This is a genomic window from Phycisphaerales bacterium (assembly GCA_020852515.1).
Classification (GTDB): Bacteria; Planctomycetota; Phycisphaerae; order Phycisphaerales; family UBA5793; genus UBA5793.
On the sequence record JADZAS010000030.1, the window covers coordinates 12,818 to 28,936 of the forward strand.

The following is a 16,119-nucleotide window of genomic DNA, read 5'->3' on the forward strand; positions in this document are numbered from 1 at the left end:
TCGCTGGCCGATAATCTTGAATCGGAGTGCCCCCTCGATGACGCTCAGACCCGACTTTCGCGCCCTCGTTGACGCCGCAACGGCCCTGCAGGGCAAGTTCGGCCTTGAAGACGACTTCAGCGCCGCAGCCGTCGCCAGCGCGCTGCGCACCGAGGCGGGCAACGTCTACACCGGCGTGTGTCTCGACCTCGCCTGCGGCATCGGCTTCTGCGCCGAGCACGCCGCCGTCGCCGAGATGCTCAAGCACCGCGAGACGCGGATCATGGCGATCGTGGCCGTCGGCAAGCGCGGCCTGCTGCCCCCGTGCGGCCGCTGCCGCGAACTCATGCTGCAGGTCGATGCCCGCAACGCCGACACGCAGGTGCTGCTGCGCGGCGAGCGCATCGTGCGTCTGGCCGACCTTCTCCCCGAGCACTGGCTCGAGGCGTATGAGAAGTAGGGGCGCTCCGGGGATCGGCGGTGCTCGGCTCACGCCCCCAGGTGCTTGTCCACGATGAGTGTGACGACGCGGCGCATGGCTTCGATCGTGGCGTCCCGTCGCGTGACCTGCCGGGTGACGTAGGCGCCTTCCATCACCAGGCCGATCTCCTCGGCCAGCGCCGCCGGATCCGAAGCGCCCGCGTAGCCGGCGATCTCGCGCAGGATGTCTTCCATCGCGTCCTTGTGCTCCACCGCCAGTTTGTGGGCCGGATCGTGCGGCAGCGGGAACTGCACCGCCACGTTGACGAACATGCAGCCGTTGTAGGAGTCGCCGGCGAACAACTCCGCCAGCGCGTCGGGCACGGCGAGCAACTGGCCGCGCGGCAGGTCGCCGCCGAGGCGCCGCAGCATCTTGCGAAACGTGTTCTGCCACCACTCATCGTGCCAGCGGAGCGTCTCGACGATGAGATCATCCTTGCTCGAAAAGTGGTTGTAGAACGTGGTCTTGGTCACGCCGACGGTGTCGAGGATCCGATCGAGACCGACGGTGTGAAATCCTTCGGTGTAGAAGAGATCGTGTGCCGTCTGAACGAGTTTTTCCTTGGTCGTCGTCGCCACGATGAACTCCTGCCAATCGCCCGGCATCGGCGATTGAGCCTCAGTTTATGCCTCCCGCAGCCGCAACTTGACCGGGAGTCAAGTTCGACTTGACCTGCAGTCCACGATTGCTGCACCGGCAGTCCATTGTCAACGCTCAATCGCATCGTACATTTGGCCAATCAATGACGAGCGCAGCCATGGATGCTGCGAGTCGCATTGACGCACGTGCAATCGTTGACCCCATGGACCTCTGAATCATTCAACCCAGTTCTGAAAGGATCGGCACCATGACCACCGCAACTGCTCATCTCAACGGCATCGACACCGACGGCATCAAGCAACTCGTCCGCACCATCAAGCAGGACCATCGCCAGGGCCTGGCGGACTTCCGCGTCGCCACCCAGTGGAAGCACGGCATGCACAGCCAGACCCGCGTCACCGGCTGGGGCCTGGGCGGAAAGAGCCTCAAGCACTCGTTCACCATCGACATCGACGAGCCGCGCGAACTCTGCGGGCAGGACCAGTACGCCAACCCGCAGGAGTACCTGCTCGGCGCGATGAACGCCTGCATGCTCAACACCTTCGTCGCCGTGTGCTCGCTGCAGGGCGTCGAACTCGAATCGCTCAGCTTCGAGTCCGAAGGTCAGCTCGACCTGCGCGGCTTTCTCGGCATCGACACGAGCGTCAAGCCCGGTTACGGCGAGATCCGCTACACGATCCGCGTCAAGGGCAACGGCACGCCGGAGCAGTTCCGCAAGGCGCACGAGGCGATGATCGCCACCAGCCCCAATTACTTCAACCTCGCCAACGGCATTCCACTCCGCGCCAATCTCATCATCGAAGATTGACGCGCGCGGACCCGCGCCAGGCTGACCGTCTCCTCCCTGCAAGCCCCTGTTCGATGAACAGGGGCTTTTTGATGGCGCCTGCCCCGCCGCCGCCCCCACTATCATCCGCGGGTTCGAGCACAGCGATGTTCCAGAACATCTTCAACGAGTTTGCCGTCATCATGCTCATTGCCGCCGGCGTCGGCGCGCTCGGCCGGCTGCTGCGCCAGCCGCTGATCGTCTCGTTCATCGCCGTGGGCGTGATCGCCGGTCCCGCGAGCCTGAATCTCGTCACCGCCGAGCAGGAGATCGACCTGCTGGCCAAGATGGGCATTGCCATCCTGCTGTTTCTCGTCGGCCTGCGGCTGGATGTCGGCGTGATCCGGCGCATGGGGCTGGTCGCGCTCTCGATGGGCGCCGCCCAGGTGCTCATCACCGCAGTGCTGGCGTTTTTTCTGTGCGCGGCGCTGGGGATGGGGCGGATCTCTTCGCTCTACACCGCCGTCGCGCTCACGTTCTCCTCCACCATCATCATCGTCAAGCTGCTCAGCGACAAGCGGGAGATTGACGCCCTGCACGGCCGGCTGGCGGTGGGCATCCTGATCGTGCAGGACCTCATCGTCGTGCTGGCGATGATCGCCCTGACGGCGCTGAGCGCCGGCGTCGGCGAGCAGGTCGAGCGGCCGTGGCTCGAAGCGCTGCTCGTGATCGCCAAGGGCGGGGCGTTTCTGCTGGCGATCGCCGCGCTGGCCCGCTTCATCCTTCCGCGCCTGGCGCACTACCTGGCGCGCTCACCCGAGCTGCTGGTGCTTTCCGCGGTGGCCTGGGCCCTGGCGCTGGCCACCGCCGCTGATGCGCTGGGCATGAGCCGCGAGGTCGGCGCGTTTCTCGCGGGGGTGTCGCTTGCCTCCACGCCCTACCGCGAAGCGATCTCGGGCCGGCTGGTGAGCCTGCGCGATTTTCTGCTGCTGTTCTTTTTCATCAGCCTCGGCGCGGGGCTCGATCTCAACATGAAAGCGCCACAGTGGGGCGCCGCGCTGGCGCTGGTCGCTTTCGTTCTGCTCATCAAGCCGCTCGTGCTCATGCTCGTTCTCTTCCTCGCCGGCTACCGGCAGCGCACCGCCCTGCTCACCGGCCTCACCGGCACGCAGATCAGCGAGTTCTCCCTCATTCTCGCAGCGCTCGGGCAGTCGCTGGGCCACCTTGGCGATTCAGACGTCGCCCTCATCACCCTCGTCGGGCTGGTCACCTTCGGCCTGTCCACCTATGTCATTCTCCACTCGCATCAGATCTCGGCGCGCCTCGCACCGCTCATGCATCGCTTCGAACTAAAGAAGCCCACGCGCGAGATGGCCGAAGACGCGGCTGTGCCCGACCAGCCCGACATCATCATCCTGGGCCTCGGGCGATACGGCCGCAACATCGCCCGGCGCTTGCGCGAGCGGGGCCGGCGCGTTCTGGGCGTCGATTTCGATCCGCACATCATTCACGCATGGAACGCGCAGGGGCTGTGGGCGGAATACGGCGACGCCGAAGATCCGGAGATCACCTCATCACTCCCGCTGCGCAGCGCCCAGTGGGTCGTGGCGGCCCTGCCCGGTCTCCAGGCGAACCTGGCCGTGCTCAAGACCATCCGCGCGCACGGCTTCGCCGGACTCATCGCGCTGACAGCCCATTCACATGACGACGCACACGTGCTCGAACGCGCGGGCGCCGATCTCGTCCTGCTGCCCTTCTACGACGCGGCGGCGGAAGCAGTGGACCGGCTCACCACCGCCGAACCACCCCGCGCGGATCAGCCAGCGCGATGATCGGCCCGGCGACTACTCCCCCTCGCCCGCATGGTGAAACGTCAGACGCTGCGGGTCTTTCACCACGCCCGGGAAGCGCAGCACGCGGTTGTGCATCGCCACATAGACGCCCGGCTCGACGAGTTGCACGGCCAGCAGAGCCTCGGTAAGGTTCTGCATCGCGTCGGTGTTGCGCAGTTCGTACGGCCGCATCGCGCCGGTGAGGATGATCGGCACGCGCGGCCGCTGGCCGAGCCGCTCGACGAGACGCTCACCCGTGAATTGCAGACGGTCGGTGCCGTGCGTGATGATGATGCCGTCGTGCGTTGCCGACTGCTCGCGAGCCGCCTGGGCGATGCGCTCGTGATCGGCGTCGCTCATCTCGAGCGAATCTTTGTTCATCACGGGATAGCGGTCGATGGTCACGCCGTGCAGCACAAGCGAAGCGAGCATGATCTCGAGGACGGAGCGCTGGTTGGCGAGCGTGCCGTCCGACGCGTTGTAGGTCTTTTCGATGGTCCCGCCGGTCGAGAGGATGGCGATGCGGCGGGGAGCGGCGGGTCGGATCATGCATCAGTTTATGCCGGCGTCGCAAGGGCCGCGTCAGCGCGGATTTGCCGGCGGATGGCCGCACATCATCGCAGGATCTGGTATGATGCCCGCATCACCCGAGGGCGCGATGCCAGCGACTCTGCCTCAACCCGTGCGGCCGGCCCTGACCTCTCCGCCGCCTGAGCAAGAGCGGCCGATCGAGTGCCCGCGCTGCGGCTACGACCTGCGCGGCGCGGTGCAGTCTTGGCGCGAGGCGTGCCCTCTGCAGGGCGTCTGCGCGGAGTGCGGCCTGGAGTTCGAATGGTCCCGGGTGCACTCGAATGCGACCCACCCCTGGCTGATCGAATACCACTGGCGCCGCCGGCCGATCAGCAGCCTGCTGCGCACCCTGGCAGCCATCTGCGGGCCAAAGCGATTCTGGTCTGCCGTCGATCTCACGGACCCTGTGCACTTCCGACCGACCGTGTCTCTCGCACTGCTCATGCTGGCGCTGCCGCTGATTTTCCGGTGGATCGGCGCCAGCACTTTCCTGCTGGCGCAGACGCGCTTGACGGGCTCGTGGCGTCCGTGGTGGGCATCCCGCCCCGCAACCGCAACAGACATAATGGTGGCTGCGCTGGACTGTTCATTCTGGGTGCTGAGCCCTGATGACACCGCCACCTATTACTCATCGGATGTTCCGTGGCTCGTCGTCGTGCCTCAGGTTGTGTTGTGGTGGTTCGGACTGGCCTGGCCATTACTGACGGCGCTGTGCTTTGTGCTGATCCCCATCTCTCTGCGGCGCATCCGGGTGCGTCCCGAGCACATCCGCCGCATCGGAGCATACGGAATTGTGTGGATGATGCTGCCGCTCGTGGCGCTCGCCGCGGTCGAGATGGCAGCGCTCATCATCAATGCGGCTTCGATCTGGGCGACAGGCCGTGAGGCGTACGGCTGGTGGAACGTCTGGCTTGTGCCACTGACGGCAGGCATGCTTCCCACGCTGCCGTTCTTCTTTGCGCCCTTCGCGTACTGGTGGTGGGCCGCCGCCTGCCGCTGCTATCTCAGGCTCCCCGACAGCCGGATGGTGGCGGCGCTTCTGACGCTGCTCAGCGGCCTGATTACACTCGGCGGATTCGTCTTCATTGCTGAAACGCTCGGCGCCCACGGATGGTGGATCGAAAAGTTGTGAACCAGACCTCCGCCGCCATTGCAGCAGACGACACCGCGTCGCGAACAGGCGACGAAGTGCAGTGCCCGCGCTGCGGCTACGACCTGCGCGGCGCGGTGCAGTCGTGGCGCGAGGCGTGCCCGCTTGAAGGCCGGTGCACCGAATGCGGGCTGGAGTTCCGCTGGGGCTGGGTGCTGCGCGAGCAGGTGCACGAGTGGCTCTTTGAACATCAGTGGAGACGCCAGTGGGTTCGCAGCCTGCTCAGGACGATGGTCGCGTGCCCGCGCGGGTCGCGCATCGCGCGCGAAGCGACCATCATGCACGTCATCAGGCTCCGGCCGCTCCTGCTGCTGGCGATAATCCTCTGGCTGATCGTGGTTGCGCTGCGTGCGGGCACATTGGCTTACGCGGTGCATGCCTTCTTTCGCGCCCCCTGGAGCTGGCGATCGGGTGGCAGTCGTCTGAATGCAGGGCTTCGATGGCTTTTGCGCGATGAATTCGATTTCTTCGCGATCTACCTCGCGGCGGTAGTTCTGCTTCCGCCGCTGGCGTTCTTTTTCATCCCCGCGTCGCTGCAGCGCATCAAGGTGCGCTACATCCACCTCGCGCGCCTCGGCTGCTACTGGATGATCGGCGCTGCAACCATGGTGCTGCTGCTCTCAATGGTGCAGGCGATCTGGCACGCCTTTGGCGCCGATGCGCCGCTTCTTCTGCGCCCGGGCGCCTGGCGCTTTCCCGCCAATACGGCCTATTCCGACGCGAACATCGTCGTCTTCGCTCAGACGGTATTGCCGCTCTGGCTGCTCGCCATCGGCTGGGCGTGGGTCTGGTGGCGGGCGGCGTGCCGCGATTACCTGCGCCTGCCCGACGCCACGCTCACGGCTACGCTGCTCATGGTCATCGTCGCGCTCGCCTCCTATCTCGTGCAGCACGCGGTGATCGTGATGCAGTCACTGCTGTAGCGTGCAGATGGCATCCTGGTACGATGGCTGACACGATTCGAGCGATCAATGTCAACGGCAATCACTCCAACCGCTCGGCCACATGAGCCCGCACCCTCCCCGGGCGCGGAGCGCCCCGTCGAGTGCCCGCGCTGCGGCTACGACCTGCGCGGCGCCGTGCAGTCGTGGCGCGATATGTGCCCTCTCGGCGGCCGGTGCACCGAGTGCGGTCTCGAATTCGATTGGACCGACCTCTTCACGCGGCCGCTGCACAGCTGGCTCTTCGAGCACCAGTGGCGCCGCCGACCGGTCCGCAGCGCCCTGTTCACGATGATCACGCCAGTCGGCGGCCGGCGCATCTCCCGCGAAGTCAGTCTCATGCAGCCGATCCGTCTGGCGCCGCTCATCTGGCTGCTTGTCGGGCTGGTGCTCGTCACGATCGTCGTGCGCACCGGGCGAATCTGGTATGCCGAGGGCCTGATCAGAAACCGCTGGGGTGCGAGATGGACGCCTCCAAGGAATATCAGTCAGGATGTGTTTCTCTGGTTGCGATTCGAATTGCAGTTCTTCGCGCTCTGCCTCGCCCCCGCGTTCACACTGCCGCTGCTTGCATTCCGGGCCATACCCACGTCGCTTCAGCGCATCAGAGTCCGCCGAGTGCACCTGGTTCGCATCTGGCTGTACTGGCTCATCGCCGCCGCGAGCATCGCCCTGCTGCTGGCCATCGTTCAACTCGGTTACGTGGCGCTCAGGTCGGATGATCTGCCCGATGCGCTCATGCCCAGCCAGTGGGAGTTCTTCTCATTCAGGGATGGCGGGATCGCCACCGTCATCTTCATGACGGTGAAACCGATCTGGTTCCTCGTCATGGTGTGGGCGTACATGTGGTGGTGGTTTGCATGCCGGAATTATTTGCGGTTGCCCGACGCCGGACTCACCGCCGTGCTGCTCATGACTGTGGTGCTGATTGCCTCGTACCTCATCGGCTTCATCGGAGCCGAGGTGCTCGGCTGGACCTGGTTCTGATGCCTCGATGCCGCCTCAATTGTCCCGGCGCACGAAGATGAAGCACGCCACCGCCAGCACCAGGCCTTCAAAGATCAGCGATGTGCCGATGATCTTCCACCACGGCCGGCTGTTCTCATATTCCTCGGCGCGGCGCATGATCTCCTGATCGCGCCGGCGGTACATGTCGCGCTGCGAATCGTCCTCATAAGACTCGGGCTGCTCAGGCACATCAGGCTGGTCGCCGTTGAGCGCCGACATGAGCGACGACGTCGTCATGCCGCTGCTCGACTGCAACTGCCGCTGCACGATGTTGGTCGTCGACGATGTCTTGGGCAGCAGCAGCGTCGCGAGATTCGCCGCCTGCGAAATCGGCATCCACTTCTCCACGCGGTGCTGCGCCTCGGCCAGGGCCGCTTCGTCTGCCGCCAGGCGCGTGCGATAGCGGTTCACTGCGTCGTTATCGCCCTGCTCGGCCGCCTCATTCAGACGCTGCTCGTACCACTCGATCCGCCGCGCGTAGGCGTCTCGATCCACCTCCGCGCGGATCCGGAACTGCGTGAGCAGAATGCCATCGGTCGTGTGCAGCGTGAACAGCGCCAGCCACGCCAGGAGCGTGAGCACGAGCGATGGCAGCGTCGAGCGCGTCACCACGTTGAAGAGCACCATGAGCGAATAGAGGTAGCTGAACACGAGCACGAGGATTGGCACGGCCAGCAGAATCGGCCAGCGCCACTCGCCCACGCGCCAGCGCATGACCAGCAGCACGCCCACGCAAAAGATCGCCACCTGCAGCAGCACGAACAGCAGACTGCCGAGGTACTTGGAGAAAAACACCGTCGTCCGCCGCACCGGCTTGGACAAAATGAGATCGATCGCCCCGCCGGCGAGGAAGTTCGGAAAGATCTCCGCCGTGGATATCAGTGCGAGAATGATCGCGCCCCAGGCGAGCCACATGGACACGATCACGCTGGCAAAAGCAAAGTCCATGAACGGGCCGATGAGCGGGCTTTCCGCCTTGAGCACTTCGTTTTCGATCGTGTACAACCCATAGCCGATGCTCACGCCCTTGTCGTTAAAGCCGATCGAGCCGAACGAGAGCACGATGAGCAGCGAAATCGCCAGCACGAACCAAAACAGCTTTTTGGCGATCAGTTCGCGGTACGAATCGACGAGGATGGCCAGCACCGCCGTCATGACTCATCCTCCCCGCGCACAGCGCCCGGCAGGTGGGACCGCCCCGTCTTCGGGTCGCGCACCGAGCGGATGAACAGATCTTCGAGCGACTCGACGCACAACTGGCAGCGGTGGATGACAAACTGATCGGCGCGCAGGCGGTCGATGACGGGCTGGGCCTCACGCGCTTCGCGGCCGGGCAGGGCGATGATCCGCCGCGATCCATCCGCCGAAACGCGGCTCGACGCTCCGTTGATCTCGCTGATCCACCCAACCTCCGGGCCGGCGTACTCGATCTCAAAGCGCCGCGAGTCGCGCGTCAGTTCATCAATGGTGCCCTGCACCACGACCTTGCCCTGGAGCAGGATCGCCACGCGATTGCAGACCATCTCCACTTCGCTCAGCAGGTGCGAGTTGAGAAAGACGGTGCGGCCCTCGGCGCGCAGTTGCGCCAGCAGGTCGCGAATCTCCTTGCGTCCTTCGGGATCGACGCCGTCGGTCGGCTCATCGAGCACGACCAGGGCCGGGTCGTTCATCAGCGCCTGCGCCAGGCCGACGCGCTGCATCATGCCCTTGGAGTAACTGGCAATCTTCATGTCGCGCCACTTGCTCATGCCCACGCGCTCGAGCAGCGCCGCGGCTCGTCGCTTTCGATCGGCGCGCCCCACGCCCGAGAGCGCGCCGTAAAAGTGCAGCACCTGCTCGCCCGTGAGATAGCCTGGGAAGCGGTGGTGCTCAGGCAGATAGCCGACGCGCCGCAGCGTGGGCTTGTGGCCGACGGGCTCACCGAGCACGCGGCCCTCGGCCCGGCTGGGGCGGATCACGGTCATCATGATCTTCACGAGCGTGCTCTTGCCCGCGCCGTTGGGGCCCAGCAGGCCGAACACCTCGCCCGGGGCGACCTGCATCGTGATCCCGTCGAGGGCGCGGATCCTGCCTCGGTACGTCTTGGACACGTGATGCAGGTCAATGCACCAGCCGTTGTTCGAAGTTGGCGCGGCTGCGGTGGAGGTCATGTCTGATTCGGCCACGGAAGATGATTGCGAACCCCTGCGGCTCGATCAAACCGCCGGCGGCTCATTGGGAATCGCCCGCCCCCAATTCCGCCCTGCATTCCGCGCCGGCGACCGCGGGCCGTGCCGTGCGTTCAGCCGCCATCGGTCTCCGGCACGGGAGTGAGCAGCGCGATCTTGGAGAGCAGCGCGTCAAAACGGTTGCGGTCTCCCTCGGTGAGCCCCGTCGCCCGGCCATTACGGATCGCCTCGGCAATGCGGTTGGCCCGCTCGACGTCGGCCGTCTTCTGGCGCAGGACGAGATCGAGTGCATCGACCCAGTCAGAGCCGCGCGACGCGTCGGCGGCGTCGAACCGGTCGAGCGCGACGAGGGCGATGTTGCGCCACCGCGCCTGCCGATCGGCCTCGTTGTCGCCCGGCGGGGCCGCCTGCACCGCGGTCAACATCGCCTCCGCATCCGCGCGGTTCCACTGCAGTTCTGCCAGGCGCAGGCACACCTGCCGGCGCAGCGCCGGCGCCAGCGTCGCCTCGCCTGCGCCGGTGCTGTTGGGCTGCTGGGGCAGCGTGAGCACGCGCGTGAGTGAGTTGATCCGCTGCAGGAGGCTGACGGACTCGTGCGTGGCCAGCAGGTTGTCGGCTTCGAGCCAGTCCGCCGGGGCAAGTGCCGACAGCGCCTGGGTGACTTCTTCACTGAACTTGGCCGGGTCGAGCACGTTCCAGCCGAGAATCAGCCGCAGCCCCTCGAGCCCGCCGCGCTTGCCCGCCGCTCGCAGGGCGAAGGGATAGACGATCGGATCGCCGGCGTTGGCCACGAGAATCTGCGGATGCAGCCCGGATGCAACCAGTCCCCGCGCCGCGGCGGCCTTGCGATCGGCCGGCGTCTGGGGCGATTCGAAGAGTTGAGTCAGCATCGCCTGCGCCGCTTCGTTGCCGCACCACGCGAGCAGTTCCGACTCGGCCGCGCTGAGGTTCGCGGCGTCTGTTTCAGCGAGCCGCGCGGCGATCTGATCGAGGCTGTCGGGAGCAACGAGACCCGCCACGGTGGCCGTCAGCACCGCCGAGGCGCTCCCCTTGGGCCGCGCCGTCATCAGAAAGCGCTCGACCAGCGCCGGCACGGCCTCAGCCGACGCCGTTTGAGCGAGCACGGCGAGGATCGCCGCTTCCATCTCGGGGTCCTGCGTCTGGGCCAGGGCGGGACCGACCAGACTCGCCGCCCGGGTGGCATCGACCAGCGCCAGGCGCCGGATCGCCGGCGGCCGCAGCGCCGGCGCCGGATCCGCAATGATCTTCTCCAGTGCCGCGATGACCTCGGGCGTCAGGTTCTCCGCGTTGAGCACCCGCTGCTCGACGAGATCGAGCCCGAGGCGGCGCACAGGGACGCGCGGATCCTGCAGCAGCGACAGCAGCAGCGCATTGCGCTGCGCCGCGTCGGTGAGCGTGTAATTGCGATTCAAAGCGGTGAGCAGGTCGCTCGTGAGCGAAGCGACGTCGCGCTGGAGGACCTGGATGCGCACCAGCGCATCGCTGCGCTCGCGTTCGAGCCGTCGCAGTTTTCGGCGGATGAGTCCCTCGCGGCCCTGGATGCGATTGTTGCGCCACCACGACTGCCAGCGCGTCATCGAGTCGCCGTGATCGGCGCCAGTGACGGAAACCAGCGCCTGGAGCGCCGCGGCGCGCACCTGCGCATCGGCGCCGGCGTCGAGGCAGTTGATGAGTTCATCGACGACCTCGACCTCGGTAAAGCGGCTCAGCGCCGCGATGAGGCTGATCTTCTCGGACGCGGGCGCCTCCGGCCGGCGAAGCCGATCGATGAGCCGGGGCAGCACGGCCGTGGAATACGACCCGATCGCATCGGCCAGATCCGCCAGGAGTTCAGGCGGCGCGGCGATGAGATCGTTCAGCAACGGGTCGAACAACTGTTCAGGCGGGACGTCCATGTCGCGAATGGACGTGCAGATGAGGGTGACGAGTTCGGGCCGGTCGAAGTCGCCTAGTCGCTCGCTGATCACCTGCATGGACTCATCCCAGCCGCTCTCAAGAAGTCGCCGGGCCGCGGTCCGCTGCACGTTGAGGTCGGCCGGCGAGGTGGACAGCACGGACTTCCAGATTTCGAGATCCGCCCGCTGAGACTCGGTCAACTGAGCCCCGGCCGGCGGCGCCCAGCCCATCAGAAGTGACGCAAGGCACGCAAGGAGAAGAGATTGAAGCGTTCGGCAGCGCATGATGTGGCGTAATCAGCAAAGATCGACGATCAAGGGCTTTCGTGTCGATTTAACTGACGATTGCTTGGCGGAGTATAATCCGGGCAATTCCGGAGAGTCTCCTTCGATTCAAGGTCCGACCTGATTTACCGTCAGTTTCCTCTACGTTGAATCGGCCCGGCGAGGTTTGAATTTCATGAGCGAATGGCAGAGCGGCGAAGAACACGTTCAGCGGGCGCATGAACTCTTCGAACTGGGCCGCTGGGAAGAGGCCGAGGCCGAACTGCGCAAGGCCCTGGCGCTCAACCCCCATCAGCCGGACTGGACCTACAACCTCGGCCTCACGCTTGAGGCCGCTGGCCGCCTCGAAGAGGCCATCGAAGCCTTCAAAGCCACCCACGCGCTCGATCCACACAACCACCAGGCCCTCGTCAGCCTGGGCGTGAACCTCGGCCGCATCGACCAGCCCACCGAGGCGCTGGCGGCGCTGGGCAAGGCCGTCGCGCTCGAACCCTCGAACGAATCGGCCTACTGCCCGCAGATCGCCGCCCTGACGATGCTCAACCGGCACGACGAAGCCGAGCAGGTCTACTACCTCGCCCGGCAGATTCGCGACGAGTGCCCGGTGTGCTGCGCGCACCTGGGCGAAAGTCTGCTCCAGCGCCGGCTGTTTGAAAAGGCGATCTGGTGCTTCAAGGAAGCGGCCCGACTCGATCCGCGCATGCCGCGCGTCCACGCCCGCCTCGCCGCCGCCTACGCCGCGCTCGGCCAGCCCGAGCAGGCCCTGCGCCTGTATCTGCGCGACCTGCGCGAGGATCCGGGCAACATCGGTACGCTGCTCGATCTCGGCCAGCATCTCTTCGCGATGGATCGTCTCGCCGAAGCCGCCGAGAAGTTCCGTCGCATCCTCGAACTTGAGCCGGCCAACAGCGACGCGCATTTCCACTTGGGCCAGATTGCCCTCAAGGCCCAGCACTACCAGGCCGCGGCGCTCGAGTTCGAACTCGTCGCCAAGCTCAACGCCGAGTACCCCGGCGTCGCGCTCAACACGGCGATCGTCGCCTTTCACACCGGCCGGCACGATCTGGCCCGCCGCCATCTCAACGCCGTCATGGAGACGCTCACCGCCGACGAGCCTGATCTGATCGGCCTGGCGGACCTGCTGCACAAAGTCGGCCTCAACGACCAGGCCTTGGTCGCGCTGCGCCTGCTGGTCGATCGCGAGCCGGGCGCGGCCGAGGGCTGGCATCGCATCGGCGTGCTCCTGCTTAAGAGAGGCGACTACGAGGGCGGGATCGACGCCACGCGCCAGGCGCTGCGCATCGACGCCTCGCACGAGCGCGCCAATCACAACCTGCTGCTGGCCTACATCCGCTCGGGCCGGTTGAGTCGGGCCCGCGTCATGCTGCGCCGGGCCCAGAAGGCCGCCCCGCACGATCCGACCATCCGCCGCCTGGCGGTTCGCTTCCAGACCCTCTGGCTCGTGCACGGCATCGGCCGCGGGCTCAGGCGCCTCATCGAGCGACGGCTCGGCCTGGGCGCCAGCCACAATTGACCGGCGCAGGTCAGATGCAACCACCGTGAAGCACCCTCAATCAAGCGCCAGGTCCAGTCGTCCCCCAACGCTGCGAACAACTGCTCCGCCGCGGCGCGACCGATGCCGCGCGGCTGCCGTCAGGCCTATGCCGCCCCGCGCTCCGGAAGGCTTCGCTTCTGCGCCGGCCGCAGCGCCAGTTGCGGCCCGGATCGGGTTCGCATGACCAGCAGCCCGTCGCCGCAACCTGATTCCGCCGACCACTTCGCGCCGACGATATGAGCACCAAGGGAGGGATCGAAGCGGCAGTGCACTGCCTCGATGTCGCGAATCCTGCCGCTGCTGCCATCGCACTGGAGCAGTACGGAGCCGCGCGTGCCGACCGCCACGGCGATCTCGCAGATCAGTCCGATTCCCCCCAGCCCGAGATCGCAGCATCTGATCGAGACCGGCTCGATCGGCGTTCCCTGCGGGAACCAGCACACCTGACACTGGTCATTCCAGTCGAAGCGCTCGTGCGCGCGATTGGTGCGCCCCTTCGGCTTGCCGTATTGCGGCTGACTACTCTGAACCCCTTCGCCGGCATTCATGGCCGTCCTCCCCCTCAGCGAGACCCGAACTTGTGCTCCACTAGCTCCGGAGGCCGGCTCAGGCGGCAGACATCCCGCCGCGCCCGCAGCAGGCCGACGATCAGCCGTGGCCCGTCCGGAGTCATCTCCGCTTTGACTTCCGGCAGCCCGGCCGGCTCGCCGATCCACTGAGCGCCGATCAAGTGGGACATCGATCCCATGAGGTAGCGGCAGTGGACCACCTTCGCGTAATGCAGCTTCAACTGTCGGTCGGCGCCGACGAACATGACCAGACCGATCGAGCCCGGATGGATCATGTTCGGGCAGATCAGGCCGATGCCGCCCGCGCTGAGGTCCGTTGTGCCCACCACGACGGGACGACCGATCATCGAGTCACGAACCCAAGACACATGAACCCAGTGACGCCACTCATAGCGATCATGAAGCCGGTCGGACGCCGCGCCCCCCGACGGGGCAAGAGGTTTTGAACTCCACCAATTCTCCACGGGTCCCCCTCCGAGGCGGTTATCCGCTCGCACGGCATGGCGAGAGTGCCGCCGCCATCAATCATTTCGCACCATCAGGGGTTTCGCTTTGATGCTCGTGAGCCAAACCGCTCAACAGCGGCCAGCCGGCTCGCATCATCCGATAGAGTTGACCTGTTTTCGCTCAGATCATGCGGGGGGGCAGGTCCGAATCGAATTCGAGCCGCAGGCCCGACGCCGTCTGCACGACCTTGACGGCCGGCGCGTTCTCGGGCGCAGCGATCCAGCGACAACCGATAACATGCGCTTTGCGCTCCGGCACATATCGGCCGTGCAACACCTCGATCCAGCGCACGCTGTGTCCGGCTGATCCCTCCGAGAGCAGCACTGCACCGCAGCGGCCGGTGTGGATCCACGGCGAGGAGAGCAGCGCCACGCCGCCTGCGCTGAGATCCTGCGTGCGCAGGATCACCAGCGTTCCCCGGCCGTGCTCATCTAGCCAGAGCACCTGCACGCGGGTTTTCCAGTCGAAGCGGTCGTAACGGCGCTTGCCCGCCCCGGCCACCGGGACCGCATCGCCATCAGCCCTGGAATGTGTCGCGGAACTCATGTCTACCCGGCCCCTCGCAGGCGGGACACGCCGGACCCGCCGCTCTCTCATCGGCAAGATTCTGCATCTGATCTCGCCGCCCATGCCCGCCATCCGGTTTCGCGGTACATATAGAATGGTTTTTCCGTTCCGGATAAGAAAGGCCCCCGATGCCCCTGACTGCCCATGAGGCTCGAACGTTGATGCACGAATGGGTCGCCAGCCCGGCCCTGCGCATCCATATGGAGTGCGTCGCCGCCTGCATGGCCTCCTACGCCCGAGAACTCGACCCCGCCCAACTTGAGCGCTGGGTCGTCACCGGCCTGCTCCATGACTTCGACTATGAAAAGCACCCGTCGCGCGAGGAGCACCCGTTCGTCGGCGTCGCTCATCTTGAATCCATCGGCGTTGATGACGAGATCCGCACCGCCATACTCGGCCATGCGGAATACAGCGGCGTGCCGCGCGACACGCCCATGGCCCGCACCCTCTTTGCGGTGGACGAGCTGGCCGGATTCATCGTGGCGTGCGCCAAGGTCCGGCCCAACGGCCTGGCCGATCTCGAAGCCCGGAGCGTGAAGAAGAAACTGAAAGACAAAGCCTTCGCAGCCGCCGTGAGCCGCCAGGACATCGAACAGGGCATTGAAGAACTCCAGGTCGATCGCGACGCCCACATTCAGCGCTGCATCGACGCCATCGCGGCCCAGGCGCAGCGACTCGGTCTGTAGTCACCCCGCCAGTGGTCAGGCAGCGTCGATCATCACCTGCCGCAGTTCAGGATCCGAAAGCAGCGCGCGAAGGATCTTCCGCTGTGCTCGGATGCACACCCGCTCGACCTCCGCGGAACTGACCTCCGCGCCATAGCGGTCGCTGAGCACCTGCGCGATCGACTCGAACGACCGCTTTGGCTCAGTCTCGGGTTGAGTCTCCATGTGCGTGCGGCCCGGCCTCACGACGCCCTCACTTTGACTTTGACTCTGACTTTGACTTCGACTTGGTGCGGCCTTCCTTGCCTCGCTGCTTGTTGACGGTGCGCGCCGCGATTTCCTTGGCGCGGTCCTTGCTGCGACCCTGTTCACGTTCGCTCTCCTTGACGTGCTCGTACTGACGCTCGTCCTTCTTCGTCCATGATTTCTTAGGCATAGGGTGGCTCCTCTCGTGCAATGAGTTGCTGCGGCCGCCCGGTGTCGGGTTTGCCTCACAACAATGTCAAAACCATACCGGTTGCTCCTGATCGACCGGTGAAATTGTGATGAAATCCTGCTCA

18 protein-coding genes are annotated in these 16,119 nt (G+C 65.7%); 8 read left to right on the forward strand and 10 right to left on the reverse strand.

All coding sequences use genetic code 11. The annotated features are described in order from the left end of the window. Positions 1-37: 37 nt before the first annotated feature. Positions 38-439, forward strand: coding sequence for a hypothetical protein (locus IT430_17440; protein ID MCC6909723.1), 402 nt, complete (start codon positions 38-40; stop codon positions 437-439). Positions 440-468: 29 nt separating this feature from the next. Here IT430_17440 and IT430_17445 read toward each other — a convergent pair whose 3' ends face one another. Beyond that, positions 469-1,065 (reverse strand): TetR/AcrR family transcriptional regulator, encoded by a 597-nt coding sequence (locus IT430_17445; protein MCC6909724.1) that lies wholly within the window; start codon positions 1,063-1,065, stop codon positions 469-471. 242 nt (positions 1,066-1,307) lie between these two features. On the opposite strand from IT430_17445, the gene IT430_17450 reads away from it, so the two are divergent. Further along, positions 1,308-1,868: an OsmC family protein gene (locus IT430_17450; GenBank protein MCC6909725.1), complete on the forward strand. Its 561-nt coding sequence runs from the start codon at positions 1,308-1,310 to the stop codon at positions 1,866-1,868. Between the two features lie 125 nt (positions 1,869-1,993). Next, complete coding sequence (locus IT430_17455; protein ID MCC6909726.1) at positions 1,994-3,658, forward strand: cation:proton antiporter; 1,665 nt, start codon at positions 1,994-1,996, stop codon at positions 3,656-3,658. A 12-nt stretch (positions 3,659-3,670) separates the two neighbouring features. Here the strand turns inward: IT430_17455 and IT430_17460 are convergent, their stop codons facing one another. Further along, positions 3,671-4,207: an asparaginase gene (locus IT430_17460; protein MCC6909727.1), complete on the reverse strand. Its 537-nt coding sequence runs from the start codon at positions 4,205-4,207 to the stop codon at positions 3,671-3,673. 85 nt (positions 4,208-4,292) lie between these two features. On the opposite strand from IT430_17460, the gene IT430_17465 reads away from it, so the two are divergent. The 3 genes from IT430_17465 to IT430_17475 are packed head-to-tail and all read left to right on the forward strand — an operon-like array spanning position 4,293 to position 7,306. Further along, a complete protein-coding gene (locus IT430_17465) occupies positions 4,293-5,360 on the forward strand; it encodes a hypothetical protein (GenBank protein ID MCC6909728.1) in 1,068 nt (355 codons plus the stop codon). Then, positions 5,357-6,301 carry a hypothetical protein gene (locus IT430_17470; GenBank protein MCC6909729.1) on the forward strand — a complete coding sequence of 315 codons (945 nt, stop codon included), beginning with the start codon at positions 5,357-5,359 and terminating at the stop codon, positions 6,299-6,301. Before IT430_17465 ends, IT430_17470 begins: the two co-directional genes overlap by 4 nt. Positions 6,302-6,349: 48 nt before the next feature. Continuing rightward, a complete protein-coding gene (locus IT430_17475) occupies positions 6,350-7,306 on the forward strand; it encodes a hypothetical protein (GenBank protein MCC6909730.1) in 957 nt (318 codons plus the stop codon). 15 nt (positions 7,307-7,321) lie between these two features. Here the strand turns inward: IT430_17475 and IT430_17480 are convergent, their stop codons facing one another. The 3 genes from IT430_17480 to IT430_17490 form a co-directional block, all read right to left on the reverse strand. Continuing rightward, positions 7,322-8,482: an ABC transporter permease gene (locus tag IT430_17480; protein MCC6909731.1), complete on the reverse strand. Its 1,161-nt coding sequence runs from the start codon at positions 8,480-8,482 to the stop codon at positions 7,322-7,324. Then, positions 8,479-9,477 carry an ABC transporter ATP-binding protein gene (locus IT430_17485; GenBank protein MCC6909732.1) on the reverse strand — a complete coding sequence of 333 codons (999 nt, stop codon included), beginning with the start codon at positions 9,475-9,477 and terminating at the stop codon, positions 8,479-8,481. The genes IT430_17480 and IT430_17485 overlap by 4 nt, the downstream gene beginning before the upstream one ends. 131 nt (positions 9,478-9,608) lie before the next feature. Then, a complete protein-coding gene (locus IT430_17490; protein ID MCC6909733.1) occupies positions 9,609-11,612 on the reverse strand; it encodes a hypothetical protein in 2,004 nt (667 codons plus the stop codon). A 259-nt stretch (positions 11,613-11,871) separates the two neighbouring features. Between IT430_17490 and IT430_17495 the strand changes: the two genes are divergently transcribed. Next, on the forward strand, positions 11,872-13,230 hold the full coding sequence (locus IT430_17495) for a tetratricopeptide repeat protein (protein MCC6909734.1): 1,359 nt from the start codon (positions 11,872-11,874) through the stop codon (positions 13,228-13,230). A gap of 125 nt (positions 13,231-13,355) precedes the next feature. Here the strand turns inward: IT430_17495 and IT430_17500 are convergent, their stop codons facing one another. The 3 genes from IT430_17500 to IT430_17510 all read right to left on the reverse strand — a co-directional run bounded on the left by IT430_17500 (position 13,356) and on the right by IT430_17510 (position 14,873). Further along, a complete protein-coding gene (locus tag IT430_17500; GenBank protein ID MCC6909735.1) occupies positions 13,356-13,799 on the reverse strand; it encodes a hypothetical protein in 444 nt (147 codons plus the stop codon). A 14-nt stretch (positions 13,800-13,813) separates the two neighbouring features. Continuing rightward, positions 13,814-14,284: a PilZ domain-containing protein gene (locus tag IT430_17505; GenBank protein MCC6909736.1), complete on the reverse strand. Its 471-nt coding sequence runs from the start codon at positions 14,282-14,284 to the stop codon at positions 13,814-13,816. Between the two features lie 163 nt (positions 14,285-14,447). Next, positions 14,448-14,873 carry a PilZ domain-containing protein gene (locus IT430_17510; GenBank protein MCC6909737.1) on the reverse strand — a complete coding sequence of 142 codons (426 nt, stop codon included), beginning with the start codon at positions 14,871-14,873 and terminating at the stop codon, positions 14,448-14,450. 182 nt (positions 14,874-15,055) lie between these two features. On the opposite strand from IT430_17510, the gene IT430_17515 reads away from it, so the two are divergent. Then, entirely contained in the window at positions 15,056-15,580 is a 525-nt protein-coding gene (locus IT430_17515; GenBank protein ID MCC6909738.1) for an HDIG domain-containing protein, read from the forward strand. Positions 15,581-15,595: 15 nt separating this feature from the next. Here the strand turns inward: IT430_17515 and IT430_17520 are convergent, their stop codons facing one another. After that, positions 15,596-15,805, reverse strand: coding sequence for a hypothetical protein (locus tag IT430_17520; protein MCC6909739.1), 210 nt, complete (start codon positions 15,803-15,805; stop codon positions 15,596-15,598). 7 nt (positions 15,806-15,812) lie between these two features. After that, positions 15,813-15,995, reverse strand: coding sequence for a hypothetical protein (locus IT430_17525; GenBank protein ID MCC6909740.1), 183 nt, complete (start codon positions 15,993-15,995; stop codon positions 15,813-15,815). Between the last annotated feature and the right edge of the window lie 124 nt (positions 15,996-16,119).